We start from the raw sequence: 26,632 nt of genomic DNA, 5'->3' as shown, positions 1-26,632 counted from the left end.
CGGCCCCTACCGCATGGAGCGGCTCGACCTGGAATTCGGCAATGGCGAGCGTCGACGCTACGAGCGCCTGCACAGCCGCGGACATGGCGCGGTCATCGTGGTGCCGTTGCTGGACGACGACACCGTGTTGCTGGTCCGTGAATACGCCGCCGGGATGCATCGCTACGAGCTGGGGCTGGTGAAGGGACACATCGACGCTGGCGAAACCCCACTGCAGGCGGCCGACCGCGAACTGCAGGAAGAAGCCGGGTACGGCGCACGGATGCTGGAGGAACTGCGATCGATCAGCCTCGCGCCGGCGTACATGAGCCACCAGACGCACCTGGTCGTGGCCCGCGACCTCTATCCCCAGCGACTGCCCGGCGACGAACCCGAGGAGCTGGAAGTCGTGCCGTGGAAGCTGGCGGACCTGCACACGCTGGTCCAGCGCGAGGACTGCTCGGAAGGCCGCTCCATCGCGGCACTCTTCATCACAAGGGAATGGTTGCGCCATGCCGACAAGTGAGCTGCGGGAGCTTCGGGAACACATCATTGCGCTGGCGCACGACGCCGGCGCCCGCATCATGGACATCTATGCCGGCGCCATCGACGTCAGCCACAAGGACGATCGCTCGCCGCTGACCGCCGCAGACATGGCCGCGCACCATTGCATCGTCGAAGGCCTCGAGCGCCTGACGCCGGATATTCCGGTGCTGTCGGAGGAGTCCGCCGAGGACGTGCCCGCGCTGGTGCGCCGGCAGTGGACGCGGCTGTGGCTGGTCGATCCGCTGGATGGCACCCGGGAGTTCATCAAGCGCAACGACGAATTCACCGTCAACATCGCCCTGATCGACAATGGCGTCCCGATCCTGTCGGTGGTGCAGTCGCCCGTCACGGGCACGGTCTGGCACGCGCATCGCGACGTCGGCGCATTCCGCCGCGATGGCGACAGCGAATCCGCGCTGCATTGCCGCCGGCCCGCGACAGCGCCATTGCGCGTCGCGGTCAGTCGTTCGCACCTGGACCCGCGCACGGTCGCATTGATGCAGCGCATGGGCCCCACGGAGCCAGTGTCGCGCGGCTCGTCATTGAAGTTCTGCGAACTTGCCGAAGGCGGCATGGACGTGTATCCGCGATTCGGCCCCACCAGCGAGTGGGATACCGCGGCAGGGCAGTGCGTGCTCGAGGCGGCCGGTGGATGCGTCATCGACCCGCAGGGTCGACCGCTGCGCTACAACCAGCGCGACACGGTGCTCAACGGCGATTTCCTCGCGTTGGGCGATCCGGACCTGCCCTGGCGGTCATGGCTGTGAATGCGCTGGATTCCGGCGGCCGCATCGACCGGCTGCTGGAGATCATGGCTCGCCTGCGCGATCCGCAGTCCGGATGTCCATGGGACGTCGCGCAGACCTTCGCGACCATCGCTCCCTACACCATCGAGGAGGCCTATGAGGTCGCCGACGCCATCGATCGCAATGACATGTCCGACCTGCGCGACGAGTTGGGCGACCTGCTGTTGCAGGTCGTTTTCCACGCACGCATGGCGCAGGAGCTTGGCGCATTCGCATTCGACGACGTCGTGGAGGCCATCTCCGACAAGATGACGCGCCGGCATCCGCATGTATTCGCCGATGCGACGGTCGGCAATGCCGAGGCGCAGACGCAGGCATGGGACCGCCACAAGCGGGCCGAACGCACGGCCGCCGGCGATCCGGATGCGTCCGCGCTTGCCGGGATCGCGCGCGGGCTGCCGGAATGGCAGCGCGCATTGAAGTTGCAGCAGCGCGCCGCGCGTGTCGGCTTCGACTGGCCGGGTCCGGAACCGGTGATCGCCAAGTTGCACGAAGAGATCGACGAAGTGCGGACGGAGTTTTCGGCGACCGCGCTGGCGCCGGACGATGCCGACGCACGCGATCGCCTGGAAGACGAGATCGGCGACCTGTTGTTCGTCTGCGCCAATCTCGCCCGCCATGCGAAGGTCGATCCGGGCTCCGCGCTGCGGCGCGCGAACCGCAAGTTCGAGCGCCGTTTCCGCGCGATGGAAACGCTGGCCGCCGCCGAAGGCATCGCATTGGCCGAACTCGGCCTGGATGCGCAGGACGCCTACTGGAACCGGGTCAAGGCCGATGAAAAGGCGGGCCGGCAATGAGCCGGCGTTTCCACGACTTCGCGGATTTCTACCGCTTCTACCTGGCCGAGCATGCCAATCGCACCTGCCGCCGCCTGCACGTCATCGGCACGGCGGGCGTCGTTGTCCTCGCGACCGTTGCCGGCCTGCAGGGCGATGCGCGCTGGCTGCTCGCGGCATTGGTTTGCGGCTACGGATTTGCGTGGACCGGGCATGTGTTCTTCGAGAAGAACCGGCCGGCGACATTCCGCCACCCGGTGTATTCGTTCATGGCCGACTGGGTGATGTTCAAGGACGTCCTCATCGGCAGGATTCCGTTCTAGCCGGTACTGCGAACAATGCCAAAGTCGATGCGGCGGCGGCATCGGTTCCAGCGCAGTGCTTGTCCAGGTAGCAGACCGACAACCCGCGAACACCAGCAGGGTGATCACTTCCTGCATTCCCTTGTAATCGCGGTAAGGCCCGGGAACGGATTTCGAGCTTCAGTTCCGCTGACTGATGGTCACGAGCGCATCTGCCCTGGTCAAATCGCTGGCCTGATGAGCAACGCCGCCAGCGCGAGCAGCAACGCCACCGGCATCACGACGATCCCCAGCCGCAGGAATTGCCACGCCGACACATCGACTCCTTCACGGCGGATGGCGGTCAGCCACAGGATCGTCGCGAGCGATCCGGTGACCGACAGGTTGGGACCCAGATCGACGGCAACCGTGATGGCGCTCTGGATGAGGACATCGACGGGAACAGTTGCTGCCGCATCAATGGCCGATCCGGAAATCAATCCCATTGGCAGGTTGTTGAACAGGTTGCATGCGATTGCGACGGCGCCACCGGCGCCCAGGGCCGTCCCGACGACCGACCGCTGCGCCGCCGCCTGCAGCAGGACGCTCAGTGCATGCACGACACCGGTCTGGGCAAGACCCTGCACGAGCACGAACAATGCGGCCACCAGGAGCAATACGCCCCAGGAAACGCCTTTGAGCATGCCCCACGGCGCCTCACGCTTGCCGACGAGCACGATGACTGCCACCAGGCTGGTCACCAGCAGGGTCGGTAGCCCCAACGGCACGTCGAAAAAGGACGCCACCAGCAAGACCACCGCAGCCCCGAGGATGCCGTAGCCGCTCGTCGCTCCGGCGCGCGACAGCCTCGGGATGTCGATGTCCGAAACGATCGATCCGCGCAAGGCACCGCGTTGCAGGAAGCGATGCATGGCATAGGTTGCGGCAATCGCGAAGAACGATGGCAATGCAAACAGTCCGATCCATTGCAGCAACGGAGGCATGTGGGTGCGGAAGATCACCAGGTTCGCCGGATTGGATATCGGCAGCACGAAGCTCGCGGCGTTTGCGATGAATGCGCACACAAACAGATACGGCAGGGGATTCGCGCCGGCCTTTTTGGCAGCCGCGTAGACGGCTGGCGTCAGCACCACGGCGGTGGCATCGTTCGACATGAAGACGGTGACCAGCGTGCCAATGGCATACGCCAGCAAAAACAGACGCTGGGGCGAACCGTTGGCGCGCCGCGCAGCGAGCGCGGCGAGGAAATCGAAAAGTCCCTCGCGGCGGGCCAGTTCGGACAGCAGCATCATGCCGGTCAGGAACAGGTAAACATCGGTGCCTTCGCCGACCGCGAACGCAGCGTCTCGCCAGGTCAACAAGCCCGATACGACCAGCGCCAAGGCGCCGGCGATCGCCCAGGCCGCTTCCGGCACACGCCAGGGCCTCACGATCACGCCTGCTATCGCCAGCGCACCGATCGACCACGTTGCGGCCTGGGTAAGGCTGACCGGAGTCATTTCGCGAGCCCCGGCCTTGTCGGCGACGTTGTTGGCCAGGCCTGCGTTCGGAGGGGGTCACAAGGGCGGCGTCCGGCTCGCCCTGAGTGATCCGCGCCCAAGCGGTGGAGGTCGCGACCGGGTGCTTTCGGTGGGGCAGGGTCGGAGAAGAGCGGGCGGGAGTGGTGGGCGGTCAAGAATCCAGTTTGGCGGATCGCTGGCCAGGTGCCAATTGCGTCGAGATATCGCCATGCGTCAGACCCTTGGCGAGGGCTGCGGCGGAAGAACCAAGCTGAACGAGGCGTCTTCACGGCCCATGCACCTTCACACGGGCAGCCTTTCACAAAGCTGAAGACTGAGAGGGGACTGCAATGCGCGCATCACAAGAACCGGCCGGCCTCGTCCTGATTGTCGAGGACAACCGCAACATTTCGGAAATGGTGGGTGAATACCTGGAGGGACGCGGGTTCGAGGTGGACTATGCCTCGGACGGCCTCGACGGATACCGCCTTGCCGCGGAAAACAGCTACGACGTGGTCGTGCTCGACCTGATGCTGCCGCGCCTGGACGGCGTGGAAGTCTGCAAGCGGTTGCGCGAGGAAGCGCGCAAGTCGACGCCGGTGCTGATGCTGACCGCGCGCGACACGCTGGATGAAAAACTGACTGGTCTGTCCGCCGGCGCCGACGATTACCTCACCAAGCCCTTCGCCATCCAGGAGCTCGAAGCCCGCCTGCGTGCGCTGATCCGGCGCGAACGCCGCCAGGTCGGCTCCGAGGTGCTGAAGGTCGCCGATCTCGTGCTGGATCCGGCCAGCCTGCGCGCCACGCGCGGCGGTGTGGAGCTGCAGCTGTCGCCGATCGGCCTGAAGCTGCTGACGATCCTGATGCGCGAATCGCCGCGCGTCGTCAGCCGCCAGGAGATCGAGCGGGAGATCTGGGGCAATGGCCTGCCGGATTCGGACACCCTGCGCAGCCACCTGTACAACCTGCGCAAGACGATCGACAAGCCCTACGAAAAGCCCCTGCTGCACACCGTCCAGAGTGCCGGCTACCGGATCGCGGACATCGAACAGCCACCGGTGTGAGAACAGCGCCGCGCACCATGTACGGCGGCCTGCCCGAAAAACTGCGAAACGCCCTGCTGATCCAGGGCGTGATCGCGGCGCTGATCCTGCTTGCGGGGGCGGCCATTGCCATGTACACCGCCGAGCAGGACGTGGCCGCCACGGCACTGCGCGAGGAGGCAGCGTATTTCTGGGAGCAGCGCGCTGCCAATCCGGCGCACAGCGCCCCGGACAGCGCGATCCTGCACGGCTATGTACTACCGGTCGGCGCCTCGCCCGAAGCCTTGCCGCCCTCGTTGCGGGTGCTCAAGCCCGGCCTGCACGACCTGCCCGACTTGCTGGTGCTGGTCGAGCAGCGCGACGACGTGCGCCTGTACCTGAGCTATCCGCGGTCCAAGATCGATCGCATCGCGGTACGGCTGGTCATGGCGCCGGTGTTGCTGGCGGTCCTGCTGCTGCTTGGCAGTTCCTGGCTGACCTATCGCCGCGCGCGCCGCCTCACCGCACCGCTGCACTGGCTGGCCAACGAGGTGCGGCGATGGGATCCGCGCGATCCCGACACCAGCGTGCTGGCGCCGGACAAGCTGCCGGGCGATGCCGGCGTCGAAACCCGGCAGCTCGCCGGCGCGCTGCAGCGCATGGGTGATCGCACGCGTTCGTACATGCACCGCGAACGCGACTTCACCCGCGATGCCAGCCATGAACTGCGCACGCCACTGACGGTGGTGCGGGTCGCCAGTGACCTGATGCAGAGCGACCCGGACCTTCCCGAGCGCGCGCACCGGTCGCTTGCGCGGATCCAGCGTGCGGCGCGCGACATGGAAGCCGTCATCGACGCATTCCTGCTGCTGGCCCGCGAGAGCGAGGTCGAACCCCAGCGCGAGGATTTCGCGGTGCGCGATGTCGTCGACGAAGAAGTCGAGAAGGTTCGCCCGCTTCTGGCGGGCAAGCCGATCGAGCTGTCGGTGCAGGAGCGCGCGTCGCCGGAGCTGCATGCATCGCCTCGCGTGCTCGGGGTGATGCTGGGCAACCTGTTGGCCAACGCCTGCACCTTTACCGAGCGCGGGCGCATCGAGGTGGTCATCCTTGGTGATCGCATCGTGGTTCGCGACACCGGCATCGGCATGGGCGGCGAAACCCTGAAGCGCGCCTTCGAGCCGTTCTTTCGCGGCGACCAGGCCAATCCGGCCGGCCGCGGCATGGGCCTGGCGATCGTGCGCCAGCTTGGCGAACGCTTCAGCTGGCCCGTGCACCTGGAGAGCGCTCCGGGCCAAGGCACGACCGCGACGATCCGTTTCTCCAGCTGAACGGCAACCATCGCTGCCGGACGGACGGGTCAACCTTCCTCGATCCGACGGCGTTGACTGACAGACAACCGATCGGGACGACATGAGTACGACGCCGCATCCAGATCATCGACGCCTTGCCCGCATGGCGGCCACCCTGGCGGCCATCATCGTGCTGGTGCTGGGCGGGTGGCTGTGGTGGTCGCGGCACCAGGCCTCGTCCGCTTCGGCGGGCTACCGCACGGCGGCGGTGGATCGCGGCGATATCCGCGTCGCCATTTCCGCCACCGGCACCCTCGGTGCGATCTCGACGGTCGATGTCGGCAGCCAGATCTCCGGCCAGGTGACCGAGGTGCTGGCGGACTTCAACGACCACGTCCGCAAGGGCGACGTCCTCGCGCGCATCGATCCCAGCACCTACCAGGCGCAGATCGCGCAAGGCGCGGCGGCTGTCGCCAGCGCACGCGCCAACCTGGGCAGCGCGCAGGCGACGCTGCGCAACGCGGACGCCGACTTCTCGCGCAAGTCGCGGCTGGCGCAGCAGCAGCTGGTCGCCCGCAGCGACGCCGACCTTGCCCGTGCGGCCCGCGACCAGGCCAGCGCGCAGGTGCGTGCGGCGCAGGCGCAGATCATCCAGCAGCAGGCGTCGACCCAGACCGCACGGCTCAACCTGCAGCGCGCGGTGATCCGTTCCCCGGTCGACGGCGTGGTCCTGACGCGCACCATCGAGCCGGGCCAGACCGTTGCCGCCAGCCTGCAGGCGCCGGTGCTGTTCCAGATCGCCGAGGACCTGTCGAAGATGGAAATCGTCCTCGCCATCGATGAGGCGGATATCGGCCAGGTCAAGCCGGGCCAGGCGGTTGCCTTCAGCGTCGATGCGTTTCCCGACAAGCAATATCGCGGCAGCGTGCAGCAGGTGCGCCTGTCGGCGACCAATACCAGCAATGTCATCTCCTATCCGGTGGTCGTCGCGGTCGACAACAGCGACCGCACGTTGCTGCCCGGGATGACGGCCAACGCAGAGATCGAAGTCAGCCGTCGCGCCGACGTCTTGCGCGTGCCCAACAGTGCGCTGCGCTACAAGCCCGACGAGGAAGCCGCCAGTCCCACGGCGACGACGGCATCCGCGCGCGGTCCCGATCCCACCAGCGAGCTGCCCGCGATTGCGCAGCGGCTGCAGTTGAACGCAAGCCAGCGCGCGGTTTTCGATACCGCCATCGCCGCGATGCAGGCCCGCGCGGCGCAACGTCGCAGTGCGTCGGCCGCCGCCAGTTCGACTTCCGGCAGCAGCCTGTTCGGTGGGCGCACAGGGCAGCCGCAGCGCAATGGCGGCGCGAACACGGCCAACCAGGGCGCGATGCGGCAACGGATGCTGGAACGAATGAACCAGCAGTTCGCCGGCTTCCGGGCAACGTTGGGCACGCAGCAGCAACAGCAGTGGGATCGCGATGTCGCGGCATTGGCCGGTGCGCGCCGCGCCCCGCTGTATCTCCTCGCCGACGGCAAGCCGAAGCAGGTCATGGTTCGCATCGGATCGTCGGATGGCACCAACACCGAGGTTGCGGGCGACATCCATGCCGGCGACAAGGTGATCGTCGGCAGCGAGCGCGCGACGACGGCGCCGTGAACGTCCCGGGCGAGGCGGTTGCGGTGATCGAAACCCGCAAGCTGTGCAAGGTGTATGCCCCTGGCAGTGCCGCGGAGGTCGTCGCGTTGCGCGATGTCGACCTGCGCATCGGGCGCGGTGAATTCGTCGCGATCATGGGGCCGTCGGGCTCGGGCAAGTCGACGCTGATGAACATGATCGGCTGCCTGGACACGCCGTCGTCCGGCAGCTATCTGTGCGACGGCGTCGACGTGGCCACGCTCGATGCCGAGCAGCGCGCCGAGCTGCGCCTGCAGAAGATCGGATTCGTCTTCCAGGGATTCAACCTGCTGCCGCGCATGAGTGCGCTTGAGAACGTCGCCATGCCGCTGGGCTACGCCAACGTGCCGCACCCGGAGCGGATGCAGCGGGCGCGCGCCGCGCTGGAGGCCGTCAACCTCGGTGAGCGCGCCGCGCACCGGCCCAGCGAGATGTCCGGTGGCCAGCAGCAGCGCGTCGCCATCGCCCGCGCGCTGATCAACAATCCCGCGATCCTGCTCGCCGACGAGCCAACGGGCGCGCTGGACAGCAGGACCGGGATGGAAATCCTCGCGCTGTTCGAGCGATTGCGCGATGCCGGGCTCACCGTGATCCTGATCACCCACGAGGCCGATGTCGCCGCGCACGCCGACCGCAGGTTCGAGATGCGCGATGGCGCCCTGAACGAGCAGGCGGTGCACGCATGAACTTCATGGAGATCCTGCGGACCGCGGCATTCGCATTGCGTGGAAACTGGATGCGAAGCGCGCTCACGTCGCTGGGCGTGATCATCGGCATCGCGGCCGTGATCGTGATGGTCTCGGTGGGCCAGGGCACGCAGGCGGAAATCGACAAGCTGGTGTCCGGCCTGGGCTCCAATCGACTGGACATCAGCGGTGGCGGCGGCTTCGGCGGTGGTGCGGTGCGCCTCGCGGCGGGTAGTCGCTACACGCTGTCGGAGGCCGACGCCGACGCGATCCGCAAGGAGATCCCGGAAGTCGAATACGTCGCGGGATCGATGCGCGGCGGCATCCAGGTGGTCTATGGCGAAAGCAACTGGTCCACGCAATGGCAGGGCGTGCAGCCGGACTGGTTCGACATCAACGATTGGGTGATCGCCAGCGGGCAGCCATTCGAGTCGCGCGACTACAGCGGTGCGGCAAAGTCGGTGATCCTGGGCAACACCGTCCGCCAGCAGTTGTTCGGCGACCAGGATCCGGTCGGGCAATCGGTCCGCCTGGGTCGGGTTCCATTCACCGTTGTCGCGACGCTGAAGCCAAAAGGCCAGGGCGGTTTCGGGCAGGACCAGGACGACCTGGTGGTGGTGCCGCTGGAAACCGCGCGACGACGCCTGTCCGGTGCGACCGCCTTGCCACCAGGCGCCGTCCAGCAGATCTCGCTGGGCGTCGGCCGCGCCGAGGACCTGTCCTATGCGCAGGGCGAAGTCGAAGCCCTGCTACGGCAGCGCCATCGGATCCAGCCCGGCGACGACGATGACTTCAGCGTCCGCAACATCGCGCAGATCGTGGCCACGCGGACGCAGACGACGCGATTGATGTCACTGCTGCTCGGCGCGGTCGCCGGCATTTCGCTGGTCGTTGGCGGCATCGGCATCATGAACATCATGCTGGTGTCGGTCACCGAGCGGATCCGCGAGATCGGCCTGCGCATGGCGGTGGGCGCGGGCCCCGGGGACATCCGCAAGCAGTTCCTGGCCGAGGCGATGTTGATCTCGCTGATCGGCGGTGTCATCGGCATCCTGCTGGGCGTGGTCGGTGCGCTGCTGGTAGGCAGGTTCGGGTCGCTGCCGGTGGCGCTCAACGGCAGGGTCGTGGGGCTGGCGGCGGGTTTTTCCATCGCCACCGGCCTGTTCTTCGGCTACTACCCGGCGCGCAAGGCATCGCTGCTGGATCCCATCGAAGCCTTGCGCCAGCAATAGCGGCGGGGCGTTATCCTGCCCCGCATGTGCATCCACCTGCCGACGCCGGAGCGCGCGCCATGAGCTTGTCCCCGGCACAAACGCGCGATACGCCGCTCACCGCGCTGGTCATCCATGGCGGGGCGGGCGTCGTCGAGCGAGCCTTGCTGTCCGCGCAGGACGAGCGCGACATCCGCTACGAATTGAATCGCGCGCTCGACGCCGGCAACGCGGTCCTGTCGATCGGCGGCCACGCCATCGATGCCGTGCAGGCTGCCATCCTCGTGCTCGAGGATTCGCCACGCTTCAACGCTGGCAAGGGCGCGGCGTTCACCGCGCGCGGCGGACACGAACTCGATGCGGCGATCATGGACGGCCACCGCCGGCGCGCGGGCGCCGTGGCTGGCGTGACCACCGTCCGTCATCCGATCCGGCTGGCGCGCGCGGTGATGGAGCATTCGGCGCACGTCATGCTGGCGGGCGATGGTGCCGAACAATTCGCCGATACCCGTGGCGACCTCGAGCGCGTGCCCAACAGCTGGTTCGACACCGACGTGAGGCGCAGGCAGCTGGAAGCTGCGCAGGCGGCGGAAAGCGCGGGTGCGCTGCCGGCGATGGCGGGCGGCTACTTCGGCACGGTCGGCGCGGTTGCGCTCGATGCCTCGGGTCGCATCGCCGCCGGCACGTCCACCGGTGGCATGACCAACAAGCGCCACGGCCGCATCGGCGACTCGCCGATCATCGGTGCGGGCACATGGGCGGACGACCGCTGCGGGGTGTCGGGGACGGGCTGGGGCGAGTTCTACATCCGCCATGCCGTCGCGCACGATATCGCCGCGCGCATCGCGTATCGCGGCGATACGCTGGCCGCCGCGGCCTCGGAGGTGATCGACCGGGTCATCCCGGCGGCTGGCGGCGATGGTGGCGCGATCGCGCTGGATCGCGACGGCAACATCGCGATGCCATTCAACACGCCGGGCATGTATCGCGGCTGGATCCGGCCGGATGGCTCGCGCGGCGTTGCCGTGTTCAAGGGCGACAGCTAGCGGCGCGGGCCAAAAAAAAGCCGGCCAATAGGCCGGCTTTTCCTGTCGCTCCGATCGATCAGCGCTCCTCGGCGATGACCAGGTGCGGGTCGATCGCCTGGTTGTTGTCGCGGTGGCTCTGCGACAGCTTCTTGAGCATCGGCAGCAGCGCGATGGCGAGCACGGCGCCACCGGCGGCGACGAACCCGAGCTTGTTGAACAGGCTGGTGTAGATCGGCAGCGACTGCAGCGGATCGGTGATGTTGTCGGGGATGCTGGCGTAGTTGGCGACCAGCCCGCCGAGGAACTGCGCGATGCCGGTGGCGACGAAGTACGCGCCCATCATGAACCCACCCATCCGCGCCGGGACGTAGCGCGCCATCATCGCCAGGCCCAGTCCGCTGACCAGAAGCTCGCCGAGCGAATAGAAGCCATAGCCCCAGACCATGTACCACGAGGACACCTTGCCGGCGACGGCCGTGCCCCCGCTGATGCCGAAGATGAAGAACCCGATCGCGACGACGATGAAACCAATCGCGAATTTCGCGGCGATCGGCAGGTCGCGACCACGCGTCGCCATGCGCGTATAGCCCCAGGCAAGGATCGGGCTGAGCGCAAAGATCCAGATCGGATTGAGCGCCTGGTACTGCGCCGGGATCCAGTTGAACAGGTGCACGCCGAAGAACGTCTGGCTCGGGTCCACGTTGCGCAGCGCGAACAAGGTCAGCGAGGTCGACATCTGCTGGTAGAAGATGAAGAACAGGATCGTCTCGACGATCAGGATCAACGCCACCAGCAGGCCGGAACGTTCGCCGGGGCCGCTCTTGGCAATGAGGTACCCGAAGATCCCGAGGATGACGGCACCGGCGACCCAGACCAGGGCGCGGGCGATTTCACGATGCTGCAGCACGAACGACACCGCGAACACCAGCGCAACGCCCACCAGCAGCACCGCGGCGAGCTTGCCCCAGTTCACCGGAGCGTCGTCCGGCACCGAGCCCACGTGGTCGAGCGTGCGCCGCATCAGCAGGTAGTTGAGCAGGCCCAGCACCATGCCCGCGCAGCACACGGCGAACGCAGCGTGCCAGCCCCATTTCGCCGCGATCCACGGCGTCAGCAGCATCGAGAACGTCGAGCCGATGTTCACCGCCATGTAGTACAGGGTGAACGCGCTGTCGATCTTGGCGTCGTCGCCCTCGTAGATGCGGCGCACGAGATTGGCGGCATTGGACTTGAACAGGCCGTTGCCGACCACGATCACGCCGAGCGCGCCGTACAGCAACGGGACGTTGTCCGATGGGATCGACAACAGCAGGTAGCCCAGGCCCAGGATGCAGGCGCCGATCGTCATGCTGCGGCGCGCGCCGAGCACCTTGTCCCCGATCCAGCCGCCGATGGCCGGCGCGGCATAGACCAGCGCGGTGAAGGCGCCCCATGTCAGGTTGGCGCGGTCGTCGTCATAGCCCAGCTTCTGCACCATGAACAGCACCAGCAGCGCCGCCATGCCGTAATAGCCGAAGCGCTCCCACATCTCGATCAGGAAGATCGTGCTGAACGACTTGGTCTGGCTGGGGCGTGGCGCGGGCGCGCTGCTGCGGATGGAACCGGCACTGGTGTTCAATGGCATTTCCCGGGCGCTCGAGGCGATCGCGCATCGATAGCACGTGAACGGGGAATGCCACCCTGCCAAAAGTCACGGTACGGGTGTGTGCCTGCCCCTCCGCCTGCCGGGGCCTTGTGGCAAAATTCCCCTCATTAGTCACGGCCTGCGGCCAACGGACCCTTCCGACCCATGTTGATTTTCGAGCAGTCACGGCCCGGCCGAAGCGCCAGCGCCCAGCATCCGGCGGCGCATCCGGCGCCGGCGGACATTCCCGCGGCGCTGTTGCGGACCACGCCGGTCGGGCTGCCGGAGGTGTCCGAGCTGCAGGTCGTGCGCCACTTCACCAACCTGAGCCGCAAGAATTTCTCGATCGACACCAACTTCTATCCGTTGGGCTCGTGCACGATGAAATACAACCCGCGGGCCTGCCAGTCGGTGGCGTTGATGGACGGGTTCGCCAACCGCCATCCGTATGCGCCGGACGTGCTGTCGCAGGGATTCCTGTCGTGCATGTTCGACCTGCAGCAGATCCTCGCCGAGGTCACCGGGATGAAGGGTGGCGTCTCGCTGGCGCCGATGGCTGGCGCGCAGGGCGAGTTCGCCGGCGTGGCGATGATCATGGCGTACCACAAGTCCCGTGGTGACCTGGGGCGCAACGAGATCATCGTTCCCGACGCCGCGCACGGCACCAACCCCGCGACGGCCGTCATGTGCGGCTGCGTGGTGCGCGAGATCCCGACGCTGGGCAATGGCGATGTGGATGTCGAGGCGCTGAAGTCGGTGCTCGGTCCGAAGACGGCCGGCATCATGCTGACCAACCCGTCGACGATCGGCGTGTTCGAGCGACGCATCGTCGAGATCGCGCAACTGGTGCACGCCGCTGGCGGGCTGCTCTATTACGACGGCGCCAACCTCAATGCGATCCTCGGCAAGGTGCGCCCCGGCGACATGGGTTTCGATGCCATCCACATGAACCTGCACAAGACCTTCTCCACGCCACATGGCGGCGGTGGTCCTGGCGCCGGAGCCGTTGGCGTCAGCGAGCGGCTGCGACCCTTCCTGCCGATCCCGATGGTTGCCCGGGACGACAAGGGAACCTATCGCTGGCTGCGCAAGAAGGACTGCCCGCAGTCGATCGGTCGGCTGTCCGCCTTCGCGGGCAATGCCGGCGTCCTGATCCGCGCCTATGTCTACGCGCGCATGCTGGGTCGCGAAGGCATGACCCGCGTCGCCGAATTCGCCACGCTCAACGCCAATTACCTTGCCGCGCAGTTGAGCAGGGCCGGCTTCACGCTGGCCTATCCGGAGCGCCGCGCATCGCACGAGTTCATCGTCACCGTGCAGCCGCAGAAAAAAGCCACCGGCATCACCGCGCTGGACTTCAGCAAGGCGCTGCTCGACCACAACATCCACGCGCCCACCAACTATTTTCCGTTGCTGGTTCCCGAATGCCTGCTGATCGAACCGACCGAGACCGAGAGCAAGGAGACGCTCGACGAATTCATCGCCGTCATGACGCAGCTGCTGGCCGAATCGCGCGAATCGCCCGAGAAGATGAAGGGTGCGCCGTACACGATGCCCGTCCGGCGCTTGGACGATGTCAAGGCCGTCAAGGAACTCGACGTCGCGTTCCGGCCGGCCGCCTAGGATGGCGGACGGCCAAGGCCACTTGCCGCGCGGTCCGCGGCGGATGCTGCTGGCGACCAAGTGGTCGCTGCAGGGCCTGCGTTTTTGCTGGCTGTACGAATCCTCGTTCCGGCTGGAGGTCTACCTGTTGGCCGTGCTCGGGCCACTGGGCTTGTGGCTGGGGCAGACCGGTGTCGAACGCGCACTGCTGGTCGGCAGTGGATTGCTGGTGTTGAGCGCGGAACTGCTGAACTCCGCGGTGGAAGCGGTGATCGAGCGCTACGGCGCCGAGCATCACGAACTGGCGGGGCGCGCAAAAGACATGGGCTCGGCGGCGGTGTTCGTGCTGATGATCAACGTCGTCATGACGTGGGCCCTCATCCTCGGGCCGCGCTACCTGTGATGGTGGCCCGATGAGCCTGGCATGGGTGACCGATCCGCAGATCTGGATCGCACTGGTCACGTTGAGCACGCTGGAAATCGTGCTGGGCGTGGACAACCTGGTCTTCATCTCCATCGCAGTGAGCAAATTGCCACCGGCGCAGCGCAGTCGCGCCCGCCGTTTCGGCATCGCGCTGGCGTGCGTCAGCCGCATCGGCCTGCTGGTCTCGCTGGCCTACCTGGCCCGCATGCAGACCAACCTCTTCACGCTGTTCGGGCTGGGTATTTCCATCCGCGACCTCGTGCTGATCCTGGGTGGCGTCTTCCTGGTCGTGAAGGGCACGATGGAGATCCGTGACCTCATCGTCGGTGAGGAGGACGCCATGGACGTCCATTCCAAACCGGCCCAGGCGGTGATGTCCGTGATCCTGCAGATCGCCATCATCGACATCGTGTTCTCGCTGGACTCGGTGATCACGGCGGTAGGCATGGTGTCGCAGATCCCGGTCATGGTCGCCGCGATCCTCGTGTCGGTGGTGCTGATGCTGTTCGCCGCCAATGCGCTGGGCGAGTTCATCGATCGCAACCCCACGATCAAGATGCTGGCCCTCACCTTCATCGTGCTCGTCGGCGTGGTGCTGATCGCCGACGGCTTCTCCGTGCACATCGGGCGTGGCTACGTCTACGTCGCAATGGCCTTCTCGGCGGTCGTCGAGTCGCTCAACCTGTGGGCCAAGCGCCGCCAGCGGCTGAGATCAGTGGAGGATTGACGGCATTTGCACGCACGGATCGGGGATGCTGCAATGCCGCCAGCCTGTCGTGTCTTCTTCACCTGGAGTATTGCCATGCGAATCCTGTCTCCCGTGCGCCTGCTCCTGCTGCTCGTCCTGGCCTGCATGCTCAGTGGTTGCGGCTATAACCAGATCCAGCAAAAGGACGAAGCGGTCAAGGCCGGCTGGTCCGAGGTCATCAACCAGTACAAGCGCCGCGCCGACCTGATTCCCAACCTGGTCAACACGGTCAAGGGTTACGCCGCCCAGGAGCAGCAGGTCCTGATCGGCGTGACCGAGGCGCGCGCCAAGGTCAGCCAGATCAACGTCAACGCGAATGATGCGGCGTCGCTGGCGCAGTTCCAGCAGGCGCAGGGTGAGCTGTCCAGCGCGTTGTCGCGTTTGCTGGTGGTGACGGAAAACTATCCCAACCTGAAATCCGACCAGTCCTTCCGCGACCTGCAGGCGCAACTCGAAGGCACCGAGAACCGCATCACCGTCGCGCGCGGACGCTACATCCAGCTGGTGCAGGACTACAACACCTACATCCGCTCGTTCCCGCAGAACCTCGTTGCAAAGATGTTCGGCTACGAGACCAAGCCCAACTTCACCGTCGAGAACGAGCGGCAGATCCAGGCGCCGCCTGCCGTGGACTTCAGCAAGCCGCAGCCACAGGCCGCACCGGCGCAGCCTGCACCGAAGCCACAGCCACAGGCTCCCGCGCCGGCGCAGGGATGACCGATCGCCCGCCATCGGTGAGCGCCTGATGCGTCCGCTGGTCGGCCGGTGGTTGCTGGCCAGCCTGCTGTGCATTGGCTGGCATGCGGCCTGGGCGCAGTCGCTTGCGGCGATTCCCGCGCTGGACTCGCCGGTGGTGGATACCACCGGCACGCTGACCGCCGAACAGAAGCAGGCGCTGGTGCAGCAGGCCCTTGCCCTGCAACAACGCAAGGGCAGCCAGCTGCAGGTCCTGATGGTGCCGACCACGCAGCCTGAAACGATCGAGCAGTACACGACGCGCGGATTCGACCAGTACAAGCTGGGGCGGCAACACGTCGACGATGGCGTGCTCATCGTCGTGGCGAAGGACGACCACCGCGCCCGCATCGAGCCGGGCTACGGCCTGGAGGGCGCCATTCCCGATGCCATCGCCAACCGCATCATCCAGGAATACCTGGTGCCGAAATTCCGTGCCAACGATTACGCCGGCGGGCTCAACGACGCCTCCGCCGCGTTGGTCAAACTGATCGATGGCGAACCCCTGCCCGAACCGATGGCCGAATCGCAGCCGCCGACCGACACGGGTAGCAACTGGCTGTTCGCCTTGTTCGCGGCCTTCATGGTCGCGCAGGTCGTTCGCGGCATCTTCGGGCGCGCACCGTCCCTGCTGCGCGGCGTTGTCGGCGCGGGCGCGGCAGGTTTCATTGCGTGGCTGCTGTCGTCGCTGCTGCTGGTTGGCGGCCTGGGGGCGGTCATCGGATTCTTCCTCGGCTTGTCGAGGCCATCGGCTGGCGGCTTTGCCCGCGGCGGCCGGCTCGGCGGATTTGGCGGGTGGGGTGGTGGCGGGTTTGGCGGCGGTGGATTCGGTGGCGGTGGAGGCTGGTCGGGGGGCGGCGGCATGAGTGGAGGCGGTGGCGCCTCGGGGAGCTGGTGATGGCCGGCGGCCTGGCGCGCGCGCTGCGCCACCTGTTCGCGGGCTCCGCCGGCCGGCTTTATCCGGAGGCCAGCCTGCAACGCATCGCGGCTGCGATCGCGGAAGGCGAGGCCAGCCATCGCGGCCAGGTCGTGTTTGCCGTGGAGCCGGCACTGCCATTCCTCGCCGCGCTCGGTGGCCACGCCGCACGAGATCGCGCCGGCCACGTGTTCTCGCAGTTGCGCGTCTGGGACACCGAGGCCAACAACGGCGTGCTGATCTACCTGCTGATGGCGGATCACCGCATCGAGATCCTGGCTGATCGTGGGCTTTCCGGACGCATCGGGGACGCGCAATGGCGGGCGGTGTGCCAGCAGATGGAGGAACGCCTGAAAGCCGGCGACGCAGAAGCCGCCGCGATCACCGGCGTGCACGCGGTATCGGCGTTGCTCGCGGACCATTTTCCGCGCGGAAGCGGTGACGCTGCGCGCAACGAGCTGGCGGACCGGCCCCACGTGTTCGATTAGAGTCGGATGCCGCTGCACGGAAGCGTCGGCGTCGGGCAAAATGACGAGCGCGCCGTCCGCTCCTCGACGCCGCCCGGCCACTGCGGTCATCCCTTCCCAAAGAGCCTGCCTGCCGCATGATCATCCTGCACCAGATGAACCCCATTGCCCTGCAGCTCGGTCCGCTGCAGATCCATTGGTACGGGGTGATGTACCTGCTGGCATTCGCGGCCTGCTGGTTCCTGGGCAGGCATCGCATCCGCCAGGGCCGGCTGCCGGGAATCGACGAGGCCGCCTACGGCGACCTGCTGTTCTACGGAATGCTTGGCGTCGTCCTCGGCGGGCGGGTCGGCTACATCCTCTTCTACGATCTCCAGACCTACATCCAGAACCCGCTGGACATCTTCAAGGTCTGGCAGGGCGGGATGAGCTTCCATGGCGGCATGATCGGCGTGTTCGTCGCCGCGGCCTGGTGGTCGCGTCGCCACCAGGTGCGCCTGTTCGACACGATGGATTTCGTGGCGCCGCTGGTGCCGCCGGGCTTGGCGTTTGGCCGCTTCGGCAATTACATCAACGGCGAGTTGTGGGGAAAACTGACCGGCGGCGACTGGGGTGTGGTGTTTCCGCGCGCGCTTCCCGCGCCATTGGACATCCTGGATACCACGGCGTTGCGTGCGCAATTCGAGTCGGGGGCGCTGAATGCCTTCGCACGGCACCCCTCGCAGCTGTATGAAGTCGCGCTGGAAGGCCTGGTGATGTTCGCAGTGCTGTGGACCTACTCGGGCAAGCCGCGCCATCGTTACGCCGTCTCGGGCCTGTTCGCGGTGATGTATGGCGTGTTCCGGTTCGCGGTGGAGTTCGTACGCATCCCCGATGTCCAGTTGGGTTACATCGCCTTCGGCTGGTTGACGATGGGCCAGTTGCTGGAGGTCCCGGTGATCCTCGTCGGGCTTTACTGGTTGTGGCTGTCGCGGCGATCGCCGATCGTCGAGCCGGCACCGGCCGTTCCGGCATCCCAGGGCAAGCCCTTGGCGCCATGAAGCAATATCTCGACCTGCTGCGGCACGTCCTCGAACACGGCGCGGAGAAGGCGGACCGCACCGGCACCGGCACGCGCAGCGTCTTCGGCTGGCAGATGCGCTTCGACCTGGCCCAGGGGTTCCCGCTGGTCACGACCAAGAAAGTGCACCTGCGGTCGATCGTGCACGAGCTGTTGTGGTTCCTCAAAGGCGACACCAACACCGCCTACCTGCATGCCAACAAGGTGTCGATCTGGGACGAGTGGGCTGACGAGCACGGAGAGCTCGGTCCGGTGTACGGCAAGCAATGGCGCCGCTGGGGCGCCGCCGACGGCAGTACCATCGACCAGATCGCCTGGGTGGTGGAGGAGATCAAGCGCAATCCCGACTCGCGACGGCTGATCGTCAGCGCGTGGAATGTCGCCGAGTTGCCGCAGATGGCGCTGATGCCCTGCCACACGCTGTTCCAGTTCTATGTCGCCGACGGCAAGCTCAGTTGCCAGCTGTACCAGCGCAGCGGCGACATTTTCCTGGGCGTGCCCTTCAACATCGCCAGCTATGCGCTGCTGACCCACATGGTCGCGCAGGTGACTGGCCTGGGCGTGGGTGAATTCATCCATACCCTCGGCGACGCGCACCTGTACTCCAACCACATGGAACAGGCGCGCGAGCAGTTGTCGCGCTCCCCGGGGCCGTTGCCGACCCTGGTGCTCAACCCCGCGGTCACGGACCTGTTCGCCTTCACCTTCGACGACATCGCGTTGCAGGGCTACGCGCCGTTGCCGGCGATCAAGGCGCCGGTGGCGGTCTAGGGATGCAGGTCAGCCTGATTGCGGCGCTGGATCGCAAGCTCGCCATCGGCAAGGGCAACGACCTGCCATGGCACCTGCCCGACGACCTGCGCCGGTTCAAGGCGCTGACGCTGGGCAAGGCGATGCTCATGGGCCGCAAGACCGCGCAGTCGCTCGGTCGCGCCCTGCCCGGGCGACGCAACCTGGTACTGACGCGCGGCGATGAAGCGCCGTTTCCCGGAATGGAAGTCGTGGCCAGCGTCGACGAGGCACTGGACCTGGCCAGGGATGCTGGCGAGTTGTGCGTGATCGGTGGTGCGCAGGTGTTCGCGATGACGCTGCCGATCGCCACCCGACTGCATCTGACCTGGGTCGACGGCGAGGTCGAGTCGCCCGATGTGTATTTCCCCGCGACGCTGGACCTGACGCAATGGCGCGTCGTCGGCCGCGAATCGCACGCCGCCGATGACCGGCACGCGTTCGCGTTCGAATTCGTGGATTACGCCCGCTGAGCGGACGCGTGTCGCGCGGGGCGCGCATGCGGAGCGGACGCGCCGGGACGTGGCCGTGGCGCCGGCACGTCGCGCCCCGGCACCTGCACCACGCGTAGCTCGTCGGTGTCCAGCTGCAGGGCCGTGAGCTTGCCGCCCCAGACCGCGCCGGTGTCGATCATGTGCACGCCGTTGCCGATTAACAGGCCGAGCGTGGACCAGTGTCCGCAGACGATCTTGAGGTCGCGTTCCACGCGCCCCGGAACCTCGTACCAGGGGTACAAACCCGCCGGCTGCGTGCCAGGCGCGCCCTTCGCATCGAAGGCGATCCGGCCGCGCGGCGTGCAGTAGCGCAGCCGCGTGAACACGTTGATGATCGCGCGATCGCGCTCCAGGCCGACGAGATTCGGCGACCAGGCGGGGCGATCGCCGTACATGTTCTTCAGCAGCTTGCGGAATCCGTCGCCACGCAGTCGCTGCTCGACTTCGCGCGCGTGGCGCTCGGCCAGCGATGTCGTCCACTTGGGCGCAAGTCCCGCGTGCACCATCATCCATCCGAGCGCGCGGTCGACGTGCACCAGTGGTTGCATCCGCATCCAGGCCAGCAGCGTGTCGCTGTCGTCGGCGAACAGGACGCGTTGCAGGTCGACATTGACCTTCATCTTCTCGTCGTGGTGCCGCTCGCCGATGGCAAGCAGCGACAGGTCATGGTTGCCCAGCACGACGATGCTGCTGGCACGCAGGGAGTGCACGAGCCGCAAGGTTTCCAGTGATTCCCCGCCACGGTTGACGAGGTCGCCGCAGAACCAGAGCGTGTCGACCGCCGGATCGAAGCGGATGCGCTCGAGCAACCGCTGGGTCGGTCCATAGCAGCCCTGCAGGTCGCCGATCGCCCAGATGCTCATGCGCTGCCTGCCGCCGCGTGCATCGGCTCAGTGCAGCGTGCGCGGGACGGACAAGGTGAAGGCCGGGATCTGCGCCTCGAAATGCGTGCCGTCGTCCGCGACCATCTCGTAGCTGCCCTGCATCGTGCCCAGGTGGGTCTGCAGCACGGCGCCGGACGTATAGGAGAAGTCTTCACCCGGGCGCAGCCAGGGCTGCTCGCCGACCACGCCTTCGCCGGTCACTTCCTGCACGACACCGTTGGCATCGGTGATGACCCAGTGGCGACCCAGCAATTGCGCCGGAACGCTGCCGTTGTTGCGGATGCGGACCGTATACGCGAAGACATAGCGGTCCTGGTCGGGCTCGGACTGCTCGTCCAGGTAACGGGTTGCGACGTCGATGTCGAAGTCATGATTCGTGTTCATGACGCCAGTGTAAGCGTCGAACGTGAACGCATGGGCTACGCCGCGACGGGGACGTTCGCGATCCGGACGAAATCCGCCACCGCCAGCTGCTCCGCGCGCAGGTCCGGGCGCACACCGGCGGCCATCATGGTCTCGCTGTCGACAACACCATCCAGCGCATTGCGCAGCGTCTTGCGGCGCTGTCCGAAGGCGGCGCGAACGACGGCCGCGAAGCGGCGGGGATCATCGATGCCGATGGTCTGCGGCGGTCGCGGAACCAGCCGCACGACCGCGGAATCCACCTTCGGCGCCGGCCGGAACGAACCGGGCGCGACGGTGAACAACGGCGTCACCGTGCAGTAGGCCTGCAGCATCACGCTCAGGCGGCCGTACACCTTGTTGCCGGGGCCGGAGGCCATGCGTTCGACGACTTCCTTCTGCAGCATGAAGTGCATGTCGCGGACCGCGCTGGCGTGGTCCAGCGCGTGGAACAGGATCGGCGACGACAGGTTGTACGGCAGGTTGCCGACCAGGCGCAGCTGCCCGTCGCCTGCCAGCGCGGTGAAGTCGACACTCAGGACGTCGGCCGCGATCAGGGTGAGCGTGCCATGCGCCGTTGCCGCTTGCGCAAGTGGCTGCAGCAGGTCGCGATCGAACTCGATCGCGGTCATCTCACCGATGCGATCGAGCAGCGGAAACGTCAACGCCCCCTGCCCGGGACCGATCTCCACCAGCCTGTCGCCCGGCTGCGGGTTGACCGCCAGCACGATCTTGTCCACCACCGCGCGGTCGTGCAGGAAGTTCTGGCCGAGGTGCTTTTTCGCGAGTTCGGAAAACCCAGCTGCGTTGCGGCGGGGCGGCGAGCGGCTCATGCGGCGCGCCTGGCGTGCGCGATCCGGGTGCAGGCCTGGATCGCGGCAAACAGGCTCGACGGATCGGCGCAGCCGCTACCGGCGATATCCAGCGCCGTGCCGTGGTCCACGGCCACGCGCGGGTAGGGCAGGCCCAGCGTCATGTTGACCGCGTGTTCGAAGCCGCTGTACTTGAGGACCGGCAATCCCTGGTCGTGGTACATCGCCAGCACCGCATCGAAGTCACGCAGCTTCGCTGGCAGGAACGCGCTGTCCGCTGGCAGCGGCCCGACCAGTCGCATGCCCCCGGCGCGAAGGCGCGCGATCACCGGGCTGATGATCTCGATCTCCTCGGAGCCCAGGTGGCCTTCCTCGCCGGCATGTGGATTGAGCCCGAGGACGGCGATCACCGGGTCGATGACGCCGAAGTCGGCTTCCAGGGCCGCATGCAGGATGCGCAGGGTCCGGGTCAATGAGGATGCATCGATCGCATCGGCCACCTGGCGCAAGGGCAGGTGGGTGGTGGCAAGGGCGACGCGCACCACGTCATTGGCCAGCATCATCACCACGTCGCAGCCGGCCTGCCTGGCCAGCAATTCCGTGGTGCCTGTGTAGGCAAGGCCTCCGGCGTTGATCACGGCCTTGTTGACCGGGCCGGTCACCAGTCCATCGAAGTCCCCGGCCAGGCAGGCGCCGGCAGCCAATGTCATGGCATCCAGCACGCTGGCTGCGTTGCGAGGGTCGGGGTGCCCGAAAACCGTGGCGACGGCGCTGCGCACGTCCACCAGCGGCAACGAGCCGGGGCTCGACGGTGCGTCGGCGCTGGTCAGGCGAAGCGGAAGTCCGAGCGCCGCGGCCGCCCTCAGCAGGCTGTCGCCGTCACCGAAGGCAACCAGATCGGCTTCCCAAGCCTGCTGGGCGGCACGAACGCACAACTCGGGGCCGACGCCGGCCGGTTCGCCCGGTACCAGCGCCAGCCGTGGCCGTGACATTCAGCCGCCGGAGTTCGGCGCTGGCTGCGCCGGGCTGGCGGAATCGTTGCCGGTAGCGCCTGCTGGCGGTGTCGTGCCATCGGACGGTTTGTCGGCCAGTCGGATGTCGACGTAGGCCTCGTTGCGCATGTCACGCTGGTAGCGCGTCCATTCTTCTTCCAGCTTGCGCTGTCCGATGGTTTCGCGAATCTGCGCGCGGCGGTTTTCTTCGCCGGCATCGGCCTGTCGCGTGCCGATGCGCTGCACGATGTGCCAGCCGGCTTCGGACTTGAAGGGCTGCGATACCTGGCCATCCTGCAAGGCCGTCACCTGCGAACCGAATTCCGGGCCGAAGGTTTCCGGGGTGAACCACCCCAGGTCGCCACCACGGGCTGCGCTGTTGACGTCTTCCGAACTGTCGCTGGCGACGGTCGCGAAATCGGCACCGCCTGTCAGGCGCGCGCGCAGCGTGTCGATCTTCGCCTTGGCCTGTTCGTCGCTGATGTTGTCGCCGGTGCGCACCAGGATATGGCGGGCGTGGTACTGCGTGACCATTTGCGGCGCCGCCTTGCTGGCGTCGCGCGTCTCGATCAGCTTGAGCAGCTGGAACCCGCTGGGCCCGCGCGTCGGCCCGATCACCTGTCCGACCTGCATGTCCTTGAGCGTGGCGGAAAAGGCGCTGGGAACCTCATCCAGGCTGCGCCAGCCCAGGTCGCCGCCCTCCAGTGCATTGGCACTGTCCGAGTAGCGGACGGCCGCTGCCGGGAAGTCGATTCCACCCTTGTCGAGCAAGGCCTTGATGCCATCGATCTTCGTCTGCGCCGTCTTGATCTCTTCCGGCGTTGCATTCTCGGGCAGCGCGATCAGGATGTTCGCCATGTGGTACTGCGGGCCATTGCTGGCCTGCGCCGCGAGCGCTGCATCGACTTCCGCGTCGCTGACGCTGATGCGGCTCTGCGCGAAATGCTGCCGCAGGCGCTGCGCGGTCAGTTCGTCGCGCAGCGAATTGCGGAAATCCGCCGATGACTGTCCCTGCTGGGCCAGCTGCGCCTGCAACTGTTCCGGCGTGATCTTGTTCTGGCGGGCGATGTTGGCGACGGCGGCATCGACCTCCTCGTCGCTGACGCGCACGCCCATCTCAGCCGCACGGGCGACCTCGAGCCGGACCAGGATCAGGCGCTCCAGGACCTGGCGCCGCAGGACGTCCGACGGCGGCAACTGGTCCTGGCGATTGGCGTACTGCGAGCGGATATTGCGCTCGGCACGATCCAGCTCGCTCTGCAGGATCACGTCGGCGTCGACCACCGCAACGATGCGATCCAGGGGCTGCGGTGCGGATTGCTGCGCCTGCGCGGGCGCAAGGACGCCGCCGAGCAGGGCAGTGAAGACGATGAGGCAGGCGAACAATTTGTTCATGGTGTGATTTCGGGGGGGTTGGAGTCATCGCCGCTGCCGGTGACTTCGGAGGGCGGTACGAGGTAGAGGTCCTCGCGGTAGTAGCCGAGAATAGCACGGCGCAAACGGCTCTCCGTGTCCGGACCGGCGGAGCCAAGGCCCTTGAATTCAATCTCGAGCTGGATCGCCGAGTTGACGTCGCCTTGGCGGTTCTGGATATAGCGGCGGCCGACGAGCCGCACCGCCATGCAGCAGCTGTCCCACTGCACCCCAAGGATTCCCTCCAGCAGCTTGGGCTGCTGGTCCAGCAGTGGATTCGAGCTCGCCTTGCGGTACAGGGAGTAGTAATAACGCCCCACCACGCTCCAGGAATCGTTGAGCGGGTACAGGAACGACAGGTCCACCTGCTTGAGCAGGTTGCGCCGGTAGCGATAGCCGAGGTTGACGATCCCCTCGTCGCCGATCAGGTACCGGGTGCGGAAACTGGCCAGGTCCTGCCGTCGGAATTTGGGATCCCACTGGTAGGAGCCGCCGATCGTCCAGCGATCATTGACGTTCCAGGTGCTGTCGGCGATCCAGGCCGAACTGCCGCGTTCCACCGGCTGCTCGCCCGGCACGGTGACCTGCGAGGGATCGAAGTACTTGATCTGGCCGATGCTTGCCGAGAGCTTTTCGCGGCCGTCGGACTGCCGGATGAAGCGGCTGGTCAGCGCCAGCGTCAGCTGGTTGGCATCGGTCTGGCGATCGGCTCCGGTGTAGCGGTTGTCGCGGAACAGCTGGCCCCAGCTGAAGGTCAGCGGGCGGGTATCGAACAGTGGCAGGCCGCTCTGGTCGCGATAGGGCACGCGCAGGTAGAACAGGCGCGGCTCCAGCGTGTTGAGGAAGGTCTCGCCACCCCAGGTCATGTTGCGGTCGAAATACAGGCCCGCATCGACCGAGGCGATGGGCATGCTGCGGCTGGGGGTGGTGCTGCCGCCGCCGGGCGCCATGCCCTGGTCGAGGCGATAACCGGTGTAGCGCCACGCCAGCGTGGGCGTGACGAACCAGCTGGCCCCCTGCAGCGGCATGCTGACGAATGGCTTCAAATCGACGCGGCTGCCGCCGGGTTTGACCGGATCCTGGAAGCGCACGGCCTCGGCATCCACGCCAACGTCGAACCATTGCGTCAGCGGCTGGTCCCAGCGCAGGTAGGCGCGCGGCAGGCGGTTGTAGGGAAGGAAAACCCGATTGACCGTGTAGTCGGCCAGCTGCTTGTGGTCAGCTGAAATTCCGGCGTCCCAGTAACGACTGTGGCCGTATATGCCAATGTCGCTGGTCACCGAGAAAGGGGTCAGCCCGTTGAGGTTGTTGTTGAAGTCCTCCAGGTAGCGCGGGTCGCTGATCCAGTTGAGGTTCGCGCGCGCCTGCCATGTGCTGTTGATGTTCTGGTTGCCGACAAAACGGAAGAAGCCGCGGTTGTCCTTGCGCCGGTTGGCTTCGGGCACGCCCTCGTCGATCTCCTTCTGGCGATCCCGGTCGGTGAGCTTGTCGTTGGGCAGGAAGGCGAAATCGAACACGCCACGGCCGGTGTAGGTCAGATAGCGGAACTGCGCGCCCAGCTGCAGGCCGCGGCTGGTCATCAGCCGTGGCGTCAGCGTGGCGTCGTAGTTCGGCGCCAGGTTGATGTAGTACGGCTGCCGGTAGTCGAAGCCATTGCGACCGGACAAGGCGATGCTCGGCGACAGCAATCCCGTCCGCCGACGATCGTCGATCGGGAACGGGAACCACGGGACGTACAGCACCGGCACGCGGCCGACACGCAGCGTGGCGTTGCGCGCCACGCCGGTGCCGGCGTCGGTATCCACGTCGATGCGCTGCGCGCGCAGCTCCCACCGGCGATCCTCGGGCGGGCAGGTGGAATACGTGGCGCCGTACAAGCTGCCTTGCGAGCCATGCATCTCGATATGCTCGGCACCGCCGTTGCCGCGACGCGACATCAATTGGTAGTGCACGTTCTGCACGTTGTGCGTGTCGGCGTTCTGGTCGCCCTCGGCGCGATCGGCCACCATGCGCATGCCCGAGTCCTGGTAGCGGACGTCGCCCTCGGCCACGTACTTGCCGGTGCTGCTGTCGTAGGTCAGCTTGCGGCTGCCCAGGAACTGGTCGCCGCGCCGCAACGCGACATTCCCCTGGAACTGCGGATTCGACTCGGTGCCGGAGAGCTGGTCGCCCTCGATGTCGGTCGGTTGCTGGATGCGCGTCGCCGGGCTGCCCGTTGGCTGCTGGGCATCGGAGAAGGCGGGGACGGCGTCCTGGATCGGGCACAGGCGCCATTCGTCCGGTCGATTTTCGGCGCCATGTGCTGCGAGCGACAGGCCAATGCACAAGGGCAAGGGCAGCAAGCGGAGGGTTCGGCGCACGCGGGCATCCGTCAGCGGAAATCGGCCGTTAGCTTGCCGTATCCATGGGGTAGCGGCAATGCAAACGGGAATCCGGCTCCGCCGCCTCAGCCGCGCGGTGGCA

General features: G+C 66.7%; 27 protein-coding genes. 19 read left to right on the top strand and 8 right to left on the bottom strand.

Annotated elements, in window-relative coordinates; translation table 11 throughout:
* Window positions 1–13 precede the first annotated feature (13 nt).
* Genes nudE through GST15_RS10345 form a run of 4 tightly spaced genes read left to right on the top strand, consistent with a single transcriptional unit; the run spans window position 14 to window position 2,430 of the window.
* A complete protein-coding gene (gene nudE, locus GST15_RS10360; protein ID WP_233263175.1) occupies window positions 14–505 on the top strand; it encodes an ADP compounds hydrolase NudE in 492 nt (163 codons plus the stop codon).
* Complete coding sequence (gene cysQ, locus GST15_RS10355; RefSeq protein ID WP_159017223.1) at window positions 492–1,292, top strand: 3'(2'),5'-bisphosphate nucleotidase CysQ; 801 nt, start codon at window positions 492–494, stop codon at window positions 1,290–1,292. The genes nudE and cysQ overlap by 14 nt, the downstream gene beginning before the upstream one ends.
* Window positions 1,283–2,128 carry a nucleoside triphosphate pyrophosphohydrolase gene (gene mazG / locus GST15_RS10350; protein WP_159017222.1) on the top strand — a complete coding sequence of 282 codons (846 nt, stop codon included), beginning with the start codon at window positions 1,283–1,285 and terminating at the stop codon, window positions 2,126–2,128. Before cysQ ends, mazG begins: the two co-directional genes overlap by 10 nt.
* Window positions 2,125–2,430 (top strand): Mpo1-like protein, encoded by a 306-nt coding sequence (locus tag GST15_RS10345; RefSeq protein WP_159017221.1) that lies wholly within the window; start codon window positions 2,125–2,127, stop codon window positions 2,428–2,430. Before mazG ends, GST15_RS10345 begins: the two co-directional genes overlap by 4 nt.
* 200 nt (window positions 2,431–2,630) lie before the next feature.
* On the opposite strand, the gene GST15_RS10340 is transcribed toward GST15_RS10345, so the two are convergent.
* Window positions 2,631–3,908 carry an arsenic transporter gene (locus GST15_RS10340; RefSeq protein WP_159017220.1) on the bottom strand — a complete coding sequence of 426 codons (1,278 nt, stop codon included), beginning with the start codon at window positions 3,906–3,908 and terminating at the stop codon, window positions 2,631–2,633.
* Between the two features lie 350 nt (window positions 3,909–4,258).
* Between GST15_RS10340 and GST15_RS10335 the strand changes: the two genes are divergently transcribed.
* From GST15_RS10335 to GST15_RS10310, 6 genes are all read left to right on the top strand, one after another.
* On the top strand, window positions 4,259–4,972 hold the full coding sequence (locus tag GST15_RS10335) for a response regulator transcription factor (protein ID WP_159017219.1): 714 nt from the start codon (window positions 4,259–4,261) through the stop codon (window positions 4,970–4,972).
* Between the two features lie 17 nt (window positions 4,973–4,989).
* Window positions 4,990–6,258, top strand: a complete 1,269-nt coding sequence (locus GST15_RS10330) for a sensor histidine kinase (RefSeq protein ID WP_159017513.1) — start codon at window positions 4,990–4,992, stop codon at window positions 6,256–6,258.
* A gap of 124 nt (window positions 6,259–6,382) precedes the next feature.
* Window positions 6,383–7,864: an efflux RND transporter periplasmic adaptor subunit gene (locus GST15_RS10325; protein ID WP_233263152.1), complete on the top strand. Its 1,482-nt coding sequence runs from the start codon at window positions 6,383–6,385 to the stop codon at window positions 7,862–7,864.
* Complete coding sequence (locus GST15_RS10320) at window positions 7,861–8,568, top strand: ABC transporter ATP-binding protein (protein WP_199268756.1); 708 nt, start codon at window positions 7,861–7,863, stop codon at window positions 8,566–8,568. Before GST15_RS10325 ends, GST15_RS10320 begins: the two co-directional genes overlap by 4 nt.
* Window positions 8,565–9,800, top strand: a complete 1,236-nt coding sequence (locus GST15_RS10315) for an ABC transporter permease (protein ID WP_159017217.1) — start codon at window positions 8,565–8,567, stop codon at window positions 9,798–9,800. The genes GST15_RS10320 and GST15_RS10315 overlap by 4 nt, the downstream gene beginning before the upstream one ends.
* A 59-nt stretch (window positions 9,801–9,859) precedes the next feature.
* On the top strand, window positions 9,860–10,825 hold the full coding sequence (locus tag GST15_RS10310) for an isoaspartyl peptidase/L-asparaginase family protein (RefSeq protein WP_159017216.1): 966 nt from the start codon (window positions 9,860–9,862) through the stop codon (window positions 10,823–10,825).
* Window positions 10,826–10,883: 58 nt separating this feature from the next.
* Here GST15_RS10310 and GST15_RS10305 read toward each other — a convergent pair whose 3' ends face one another.
* Window positions 10,884–12,425: a peptide MFS transporter gene (locus GST15_RS10305; protein WP_267902554.1), complete on the bottom strand. Its 1,542-nt coding sequence runs from the start codon at window positions 12,423–12,425 to the stop codon at window positions 10,884–10,886.
* Window positions 12,426–12,596: 171 nt separating this feature from the next.
* Between GST15_RS10305 and gcvPB the strand changes: the two genes are divergently transcribed.
* The 9 genes from gcvPB (at window position 12,597) to GST15_RS10260 (ending at window position 19,645) form a co-directional block, all read left to right on the top strand.
* Window positions 12,597–14,054, top strand: a complete 1,458-nt coding sequence (gcvPB, locus tag GST15_RS10300) for an aminomethyl-transferring glycine dehydrogenase subunit GcvPB (protein ID WP_159017214.1) — start codon at window positions 12,597–12,599, stop codon at window positions 14,052–14,054.
* Window position 14,055: 1 nt separating this feature from the next.
* Entirely contained in the window at window positions 14,056–14,436 is a 381-nt protein-coding gene (locus GST15_RS10295) for a diacylglycerol kinase (protein ID WP_159017213.1), read from the top strand.
* Window positions 14,437–14,446: 10 nt separating this feature from the next.
* Entirely contained in the window at window positions 14,447–15,184 is a 738-nt protein-coding gene (locus GST15_RS10290) for a TerC family protein (protein ID WP_159017212.1), read from the top strand.
* Between the two features lie 75 nt (window positions 15,185–15,259).
* Window positions 15,260–15,922, top strand: coding sequence for a LemA family protein (locus tag GST15_RS10285; protein ID WP_159017211.1), 663 nt, complete (start codon window positions 15,260–15,262; stop codon window positions 15,920–15,922).
* 28 nt (window positions 15,923–15,950) lie between these two features.
* Window positions 15,951–16,838, top strand: coding sequence for a TPM domain-containing protein (locus tag GST15_RS10280; RefSeq protein WP_159017210.1), 888 nt, complete (start codon window positions 15,951–15,953; stop codon window positions 16,836–16,838).
* Window positions 16,838–17,344 (top strand): TPM domain-containing protein, encoded by a 507-nt coding sequence (locus tag GST15_RS10275; protein WP_159017209.1) that lies wholly within the window; start codon window positions 16,838–16,840, stop codon window positions 17,342–17,344. Before GST15_RS10280 ends, GST15_RS10275 begins: the two co-directional genes overlap by 1 nt.
* 116 nt (window positions 17,345–17,460) lie before the next feature.
* The gene (lgt, locus tag GST15_RS10270; protein ID WP_159017208.1) at window positions 17,461–18,363 is read left to right on the top strand and encodes a prolipoprotein diacylglyceryl transferase; all 903 of its coding nucleotides are present in this window, start codon (window positions 17,461–17,463) and stop codon (window positions 18,361–18,363) included.
* Window positions 18,360–19,154, top strand: coding sequence for a thymidylate synthase (locus tag GST15_RS10265; protein ID WP_159017207.1), 795 nt, complete (start codon window positions 18,360–18,362; stop codon window positions 19,152–19,154). The genes lgt and GST15_RS10265 overlap by 4 nt, the downstream gene beginning before the upstream one ends.
* 2 nt (window positions 19,155–19,156) lie before the next feature.
* Window positions 19,157–19,645 carry a dihydrofolate reductase gene (locus GST15_RS10260; protein ID WP_159017206.1) on the top strand — a complete coding sequence of 163 codons (489 nt, stop codon included), beginning with the start codon at window positions 19,157–19,159 and terminating at the stop codon, window positions 19,643–19,645.
* On the opposite strand, the gene GST15_RS10255 is transcribed toward GST15_RS10260, so the two are convergent.
* The 6 genes from GST15_RS10255 to lptD are packed head-to-tail and all read right to left on the bottom strand — an operon-like array spanning window position 19,633 to window position 26,529.
* Window positions 19,633–20,529 carry a symmetrical bis(5'-nucleosyl)-tetraphosphatase gene (locus GST15_RS10255; RefSeq protein ID WP_159017205.1) on the bottom strand — a complete coding sequence of 299 codons (897 nt, stop codon included), beginning with the start codon at window positions 20,527–20,529 and terminating at the stop codon, window positions 19,633–19,635. The two genes, GST15_RS10260 and GST15_RS10255, sit on opposite strands and share 13 nt — an antisense overlap.
* Before the next feature lie 27 nt (window positions 20,530–20,556).
* Window positions 20,557–20,934: a Co2+/Mg2+ efflux protein ApaG gene (gene apaG, locus GST15_RS10250; protein ID WP_159017204.1), complete on the bottom strand. Its 378-nt coding sequence runs from the start codon at window positions 20,932–20,934 to the stop codon at window positions 20,557–20,559.
* Between the two features lie 35 nt (window positions 20,935–20,969).
* Window positions 20,970–21,785 carry a 16S rRNA (adenine(1518)-N(6)/adenine(1519)-N(6))-dimethyltransferase RsmA gene (gene rsmA, locus GST15_RS10245; RefSeq protein WP_159017203.1) on the bottom strand — a complete coding sequence of 272 codons (816 nt, stop codon included), beginning with the start codon at window positions 21,783–21,785 and terminating at the stop codon, window positions 20,970–20,972.
* A complete protein-coding gene (gene pdxA / locus GST15_RS10240) occupies window positions 21,782–22,756 on the bottom strand; it encodes a 4-hydroxythreonine-4-phosphate dehydrogenase PdxA (protein ID WP_159017202.1) in 975 nt (324 codons plus the stop codon). The genes rsmA and pdxA overlap by 4 nt, the downstream gene beginning before the upstream one ends.
* Window positions 22,757–24,151 (bottom strand): peptidylprolyl isomerase, encoded by a 1,395-nt coding sequence (locus tag GST15_RS10235; RefSeq protein ID WP_159017201.1) that lies wholly within the window; start codon window positions 24,149–24,151, stop codon window positions 22,757–22,759.
* The gene (lptD, locus tag GST15_RS10230) at window positions 24,148–26,529 is read right to left on the bottom strand and encodes an LPS assembly protein LptD (RefSeq protein ID WP_159017200.1); all 2,382 of its coding nucleotides are present in this window, start codon (window positions 26,527–26,529) and stop codon (window positions 24,148–24,150) included. Before lptD ends, GST15_RS10235 begins: the two co-directional genes overlap by 4 nt.
* Window positions 26,530–26,632: the final 103 nt, after the last annotated feature.

It is taken from the genome of Cognatiluteimonas profundi, assembly GCF_009792795.1.
In the GTDB taxonomy this organism is placed as follows: Bacteria; Pseudomonadota; Gammaproteobacteria; order Xanthomonadales; family Xanthomonadaceae; genus Cognatiluteimonas; species Cognatiluteimonas profundi.
The sequence above is the reverse complement of the archived record's forward strand: the minus strand, read 5'-3'. Positions and strand labels throughout refer to the sequence as shown.

Excerpts from the sequence above, each read along its gene's own strand:
- gcvPB (WP_159017214.1), top strand. The coding sequence starts at position 12,597 with ATGTTGATTTTCGAGCAGTCACGGCCCGGCCGAAGCGCCAGCGCCCAG.
- GST15_RS10275 (WP_159017209.1), top strand. The coding sequence starts at position 16,838 with ATGGCCGGCGGCCTGGCGCGCGCGCTGCGCCACCTGTTCGCGGGCTCC.
- GST15_RS10330 (WP_159017513.1), top strand. The coding sequence starts at position 4,990 with ATGTACGGCGGCCTGCCCGAAAAACTGCGAAACGCCCTGCTGATCCAG.
- pdxA (WP_159017202.1), bottom strand. The coding sequence starts at position 22,756 with ATGTCACGGCCACGGCTGGCGCTGGTACCGGGCGAACCGGCCGGCGTC.
- GST15_RS10310 (WP_159017216.1), top strand. The coding sequence starts at position 9,860 with ATGAGCTTGTCCCCGGCACAAACGCGCGATACGCCGCTCACCGCGCTG.
- GST15_RS10290 (WP_159017212.1), top strand. The coding sequence starts at position 14,447 with ATGAGCCTGGCATGGGTGACCGATCCGCAGATCTGGATCGCACTGGTC.
- GST15_RS10340 (WP_159017220.1), bottom strand. The coding sequence starts at position 3,908 with ATGACTCCGGTCAGCCTTACCCAGGCCGCAACGTGGTCGATCGGTGCG.
- GST15_RS10325 (WP_233263152.1), top strand. The coding sequence starts at position 6,383 with ATGGCGGCCACCCTGGCGGCCATCATCGTGCTGGTGCTGGGCGGGTGG.
- GST15_RS10285 (WP_159017211.1), top strand. The coding sequence starts at position 15,260 with ATGCGAATCCTGTCTCCCGTGCGCCTGCTCCTGCTGCTCGTCCTGGCC.
- GST15_RS10235 (WP_159017201.1), bottom strand. The coding sequence starts at position 24,151 with ATGAACAAATTGTTCGCCTGCCTCATCGTCTTCACTGCCCTGCTCGGC.
- lgt (WP_159017208.1), top strand. The coding sequence starts at position 17,461 with ATGATCATCCTGCACCAGATGAACCCCATTGCCCTGCAGCTCGGTCCG.
- apaG (WP_159017204.1), bottom strand. The coding sequence starts at position 20,934 with ATGAACACGAATCATGACTTCGACATCGACGTCGCAACCCGTTACCTG.
- nudE (WP_233263175.1), top strand. The coding sequence starts at position 14 with ATGGAGCGGCTCGACCTGGAATTCGGCAATGGCGAGCGTCGACGCTAC.
- GST15_RS10335 (WP_159017219.1), top strand. The coding sequence starts at position 4,259 with ATGCGCGCATCACAAGAACCGGCCGGCCTCGTCCTGATTGTCGAGGAC.
- GST15_RS10260 (WP_159017206.1), top strand. The coding sequence starts at position 19,157 with ATGCAGGTCAGCCTGATTGCGGCGCTGGATCGCAAGCTCGCCATCGGC.
- mazG (WP_159017222.1), top strand. The coding sequence starts at position 1,283 with ATGGCTGTGAATGCGCTGGATTCCGGCGGCCGCATCGACCGGCTGCTG.
- GST15_RS10280 (WP_159017210.1), top strand. The coding sequence starts at position 15,951 with ATGCGTCCGCTGGTCGGCCGGTGGTTGCTGGCCAGCCTGCTGTGCATT.
- GST15_RS10315 (WP_159017217.1), top strand. The coding sequence starts at position 8,565 with ATGAACTTCATGGAGATCCTGCGGACCGCGGCATTCGCATTGCGTGGA.
- GST15_RS10265 (WP_159017207.1), top strand. The coding sequence starts at position 18,360 with ATGAAGCAATATCTCGACCTGCTGCGGCACGTCCTCGAACACGGCGCG.
- GST15_RS10255 (WP_159017205.1), bottom strand. The coding sequence starts at position 20,529 with ATGAGCATCTGGGCGATCGGCGACCTGCAGGGCTGCTATGGACCGACC.
- rsmA (WP_159017203.1), bottom strand. The coding sequence starts at position 21,785 with ATGAGCCGCTCGCCGCCCCGCCGCAACGCAGCTGGGTTTTCCGAACTC.
- GST15_RS10345 (WP_159017221.1), top strand. The coding sequence starts at position 2,125 with ATGAGCCGGCGTTTCCACGACTTCGCGGATTTCTACCGCTTCTACCTG.
- GST15_RS10295 (WP_159017213.1), top strand. The coding sequence starts at position 14,056 with ATGGCGGACGGCCAAGGCCACTTGCCGCGCGGTCCGCGGCGGATGCTG.
- cysQ (WP_159017223.1), top strand. The coding sequence starts at position 492 with ATGCCGACAAGTGAGCTGCGGGAGCTTCGGGAACACATCATTGCGCTG.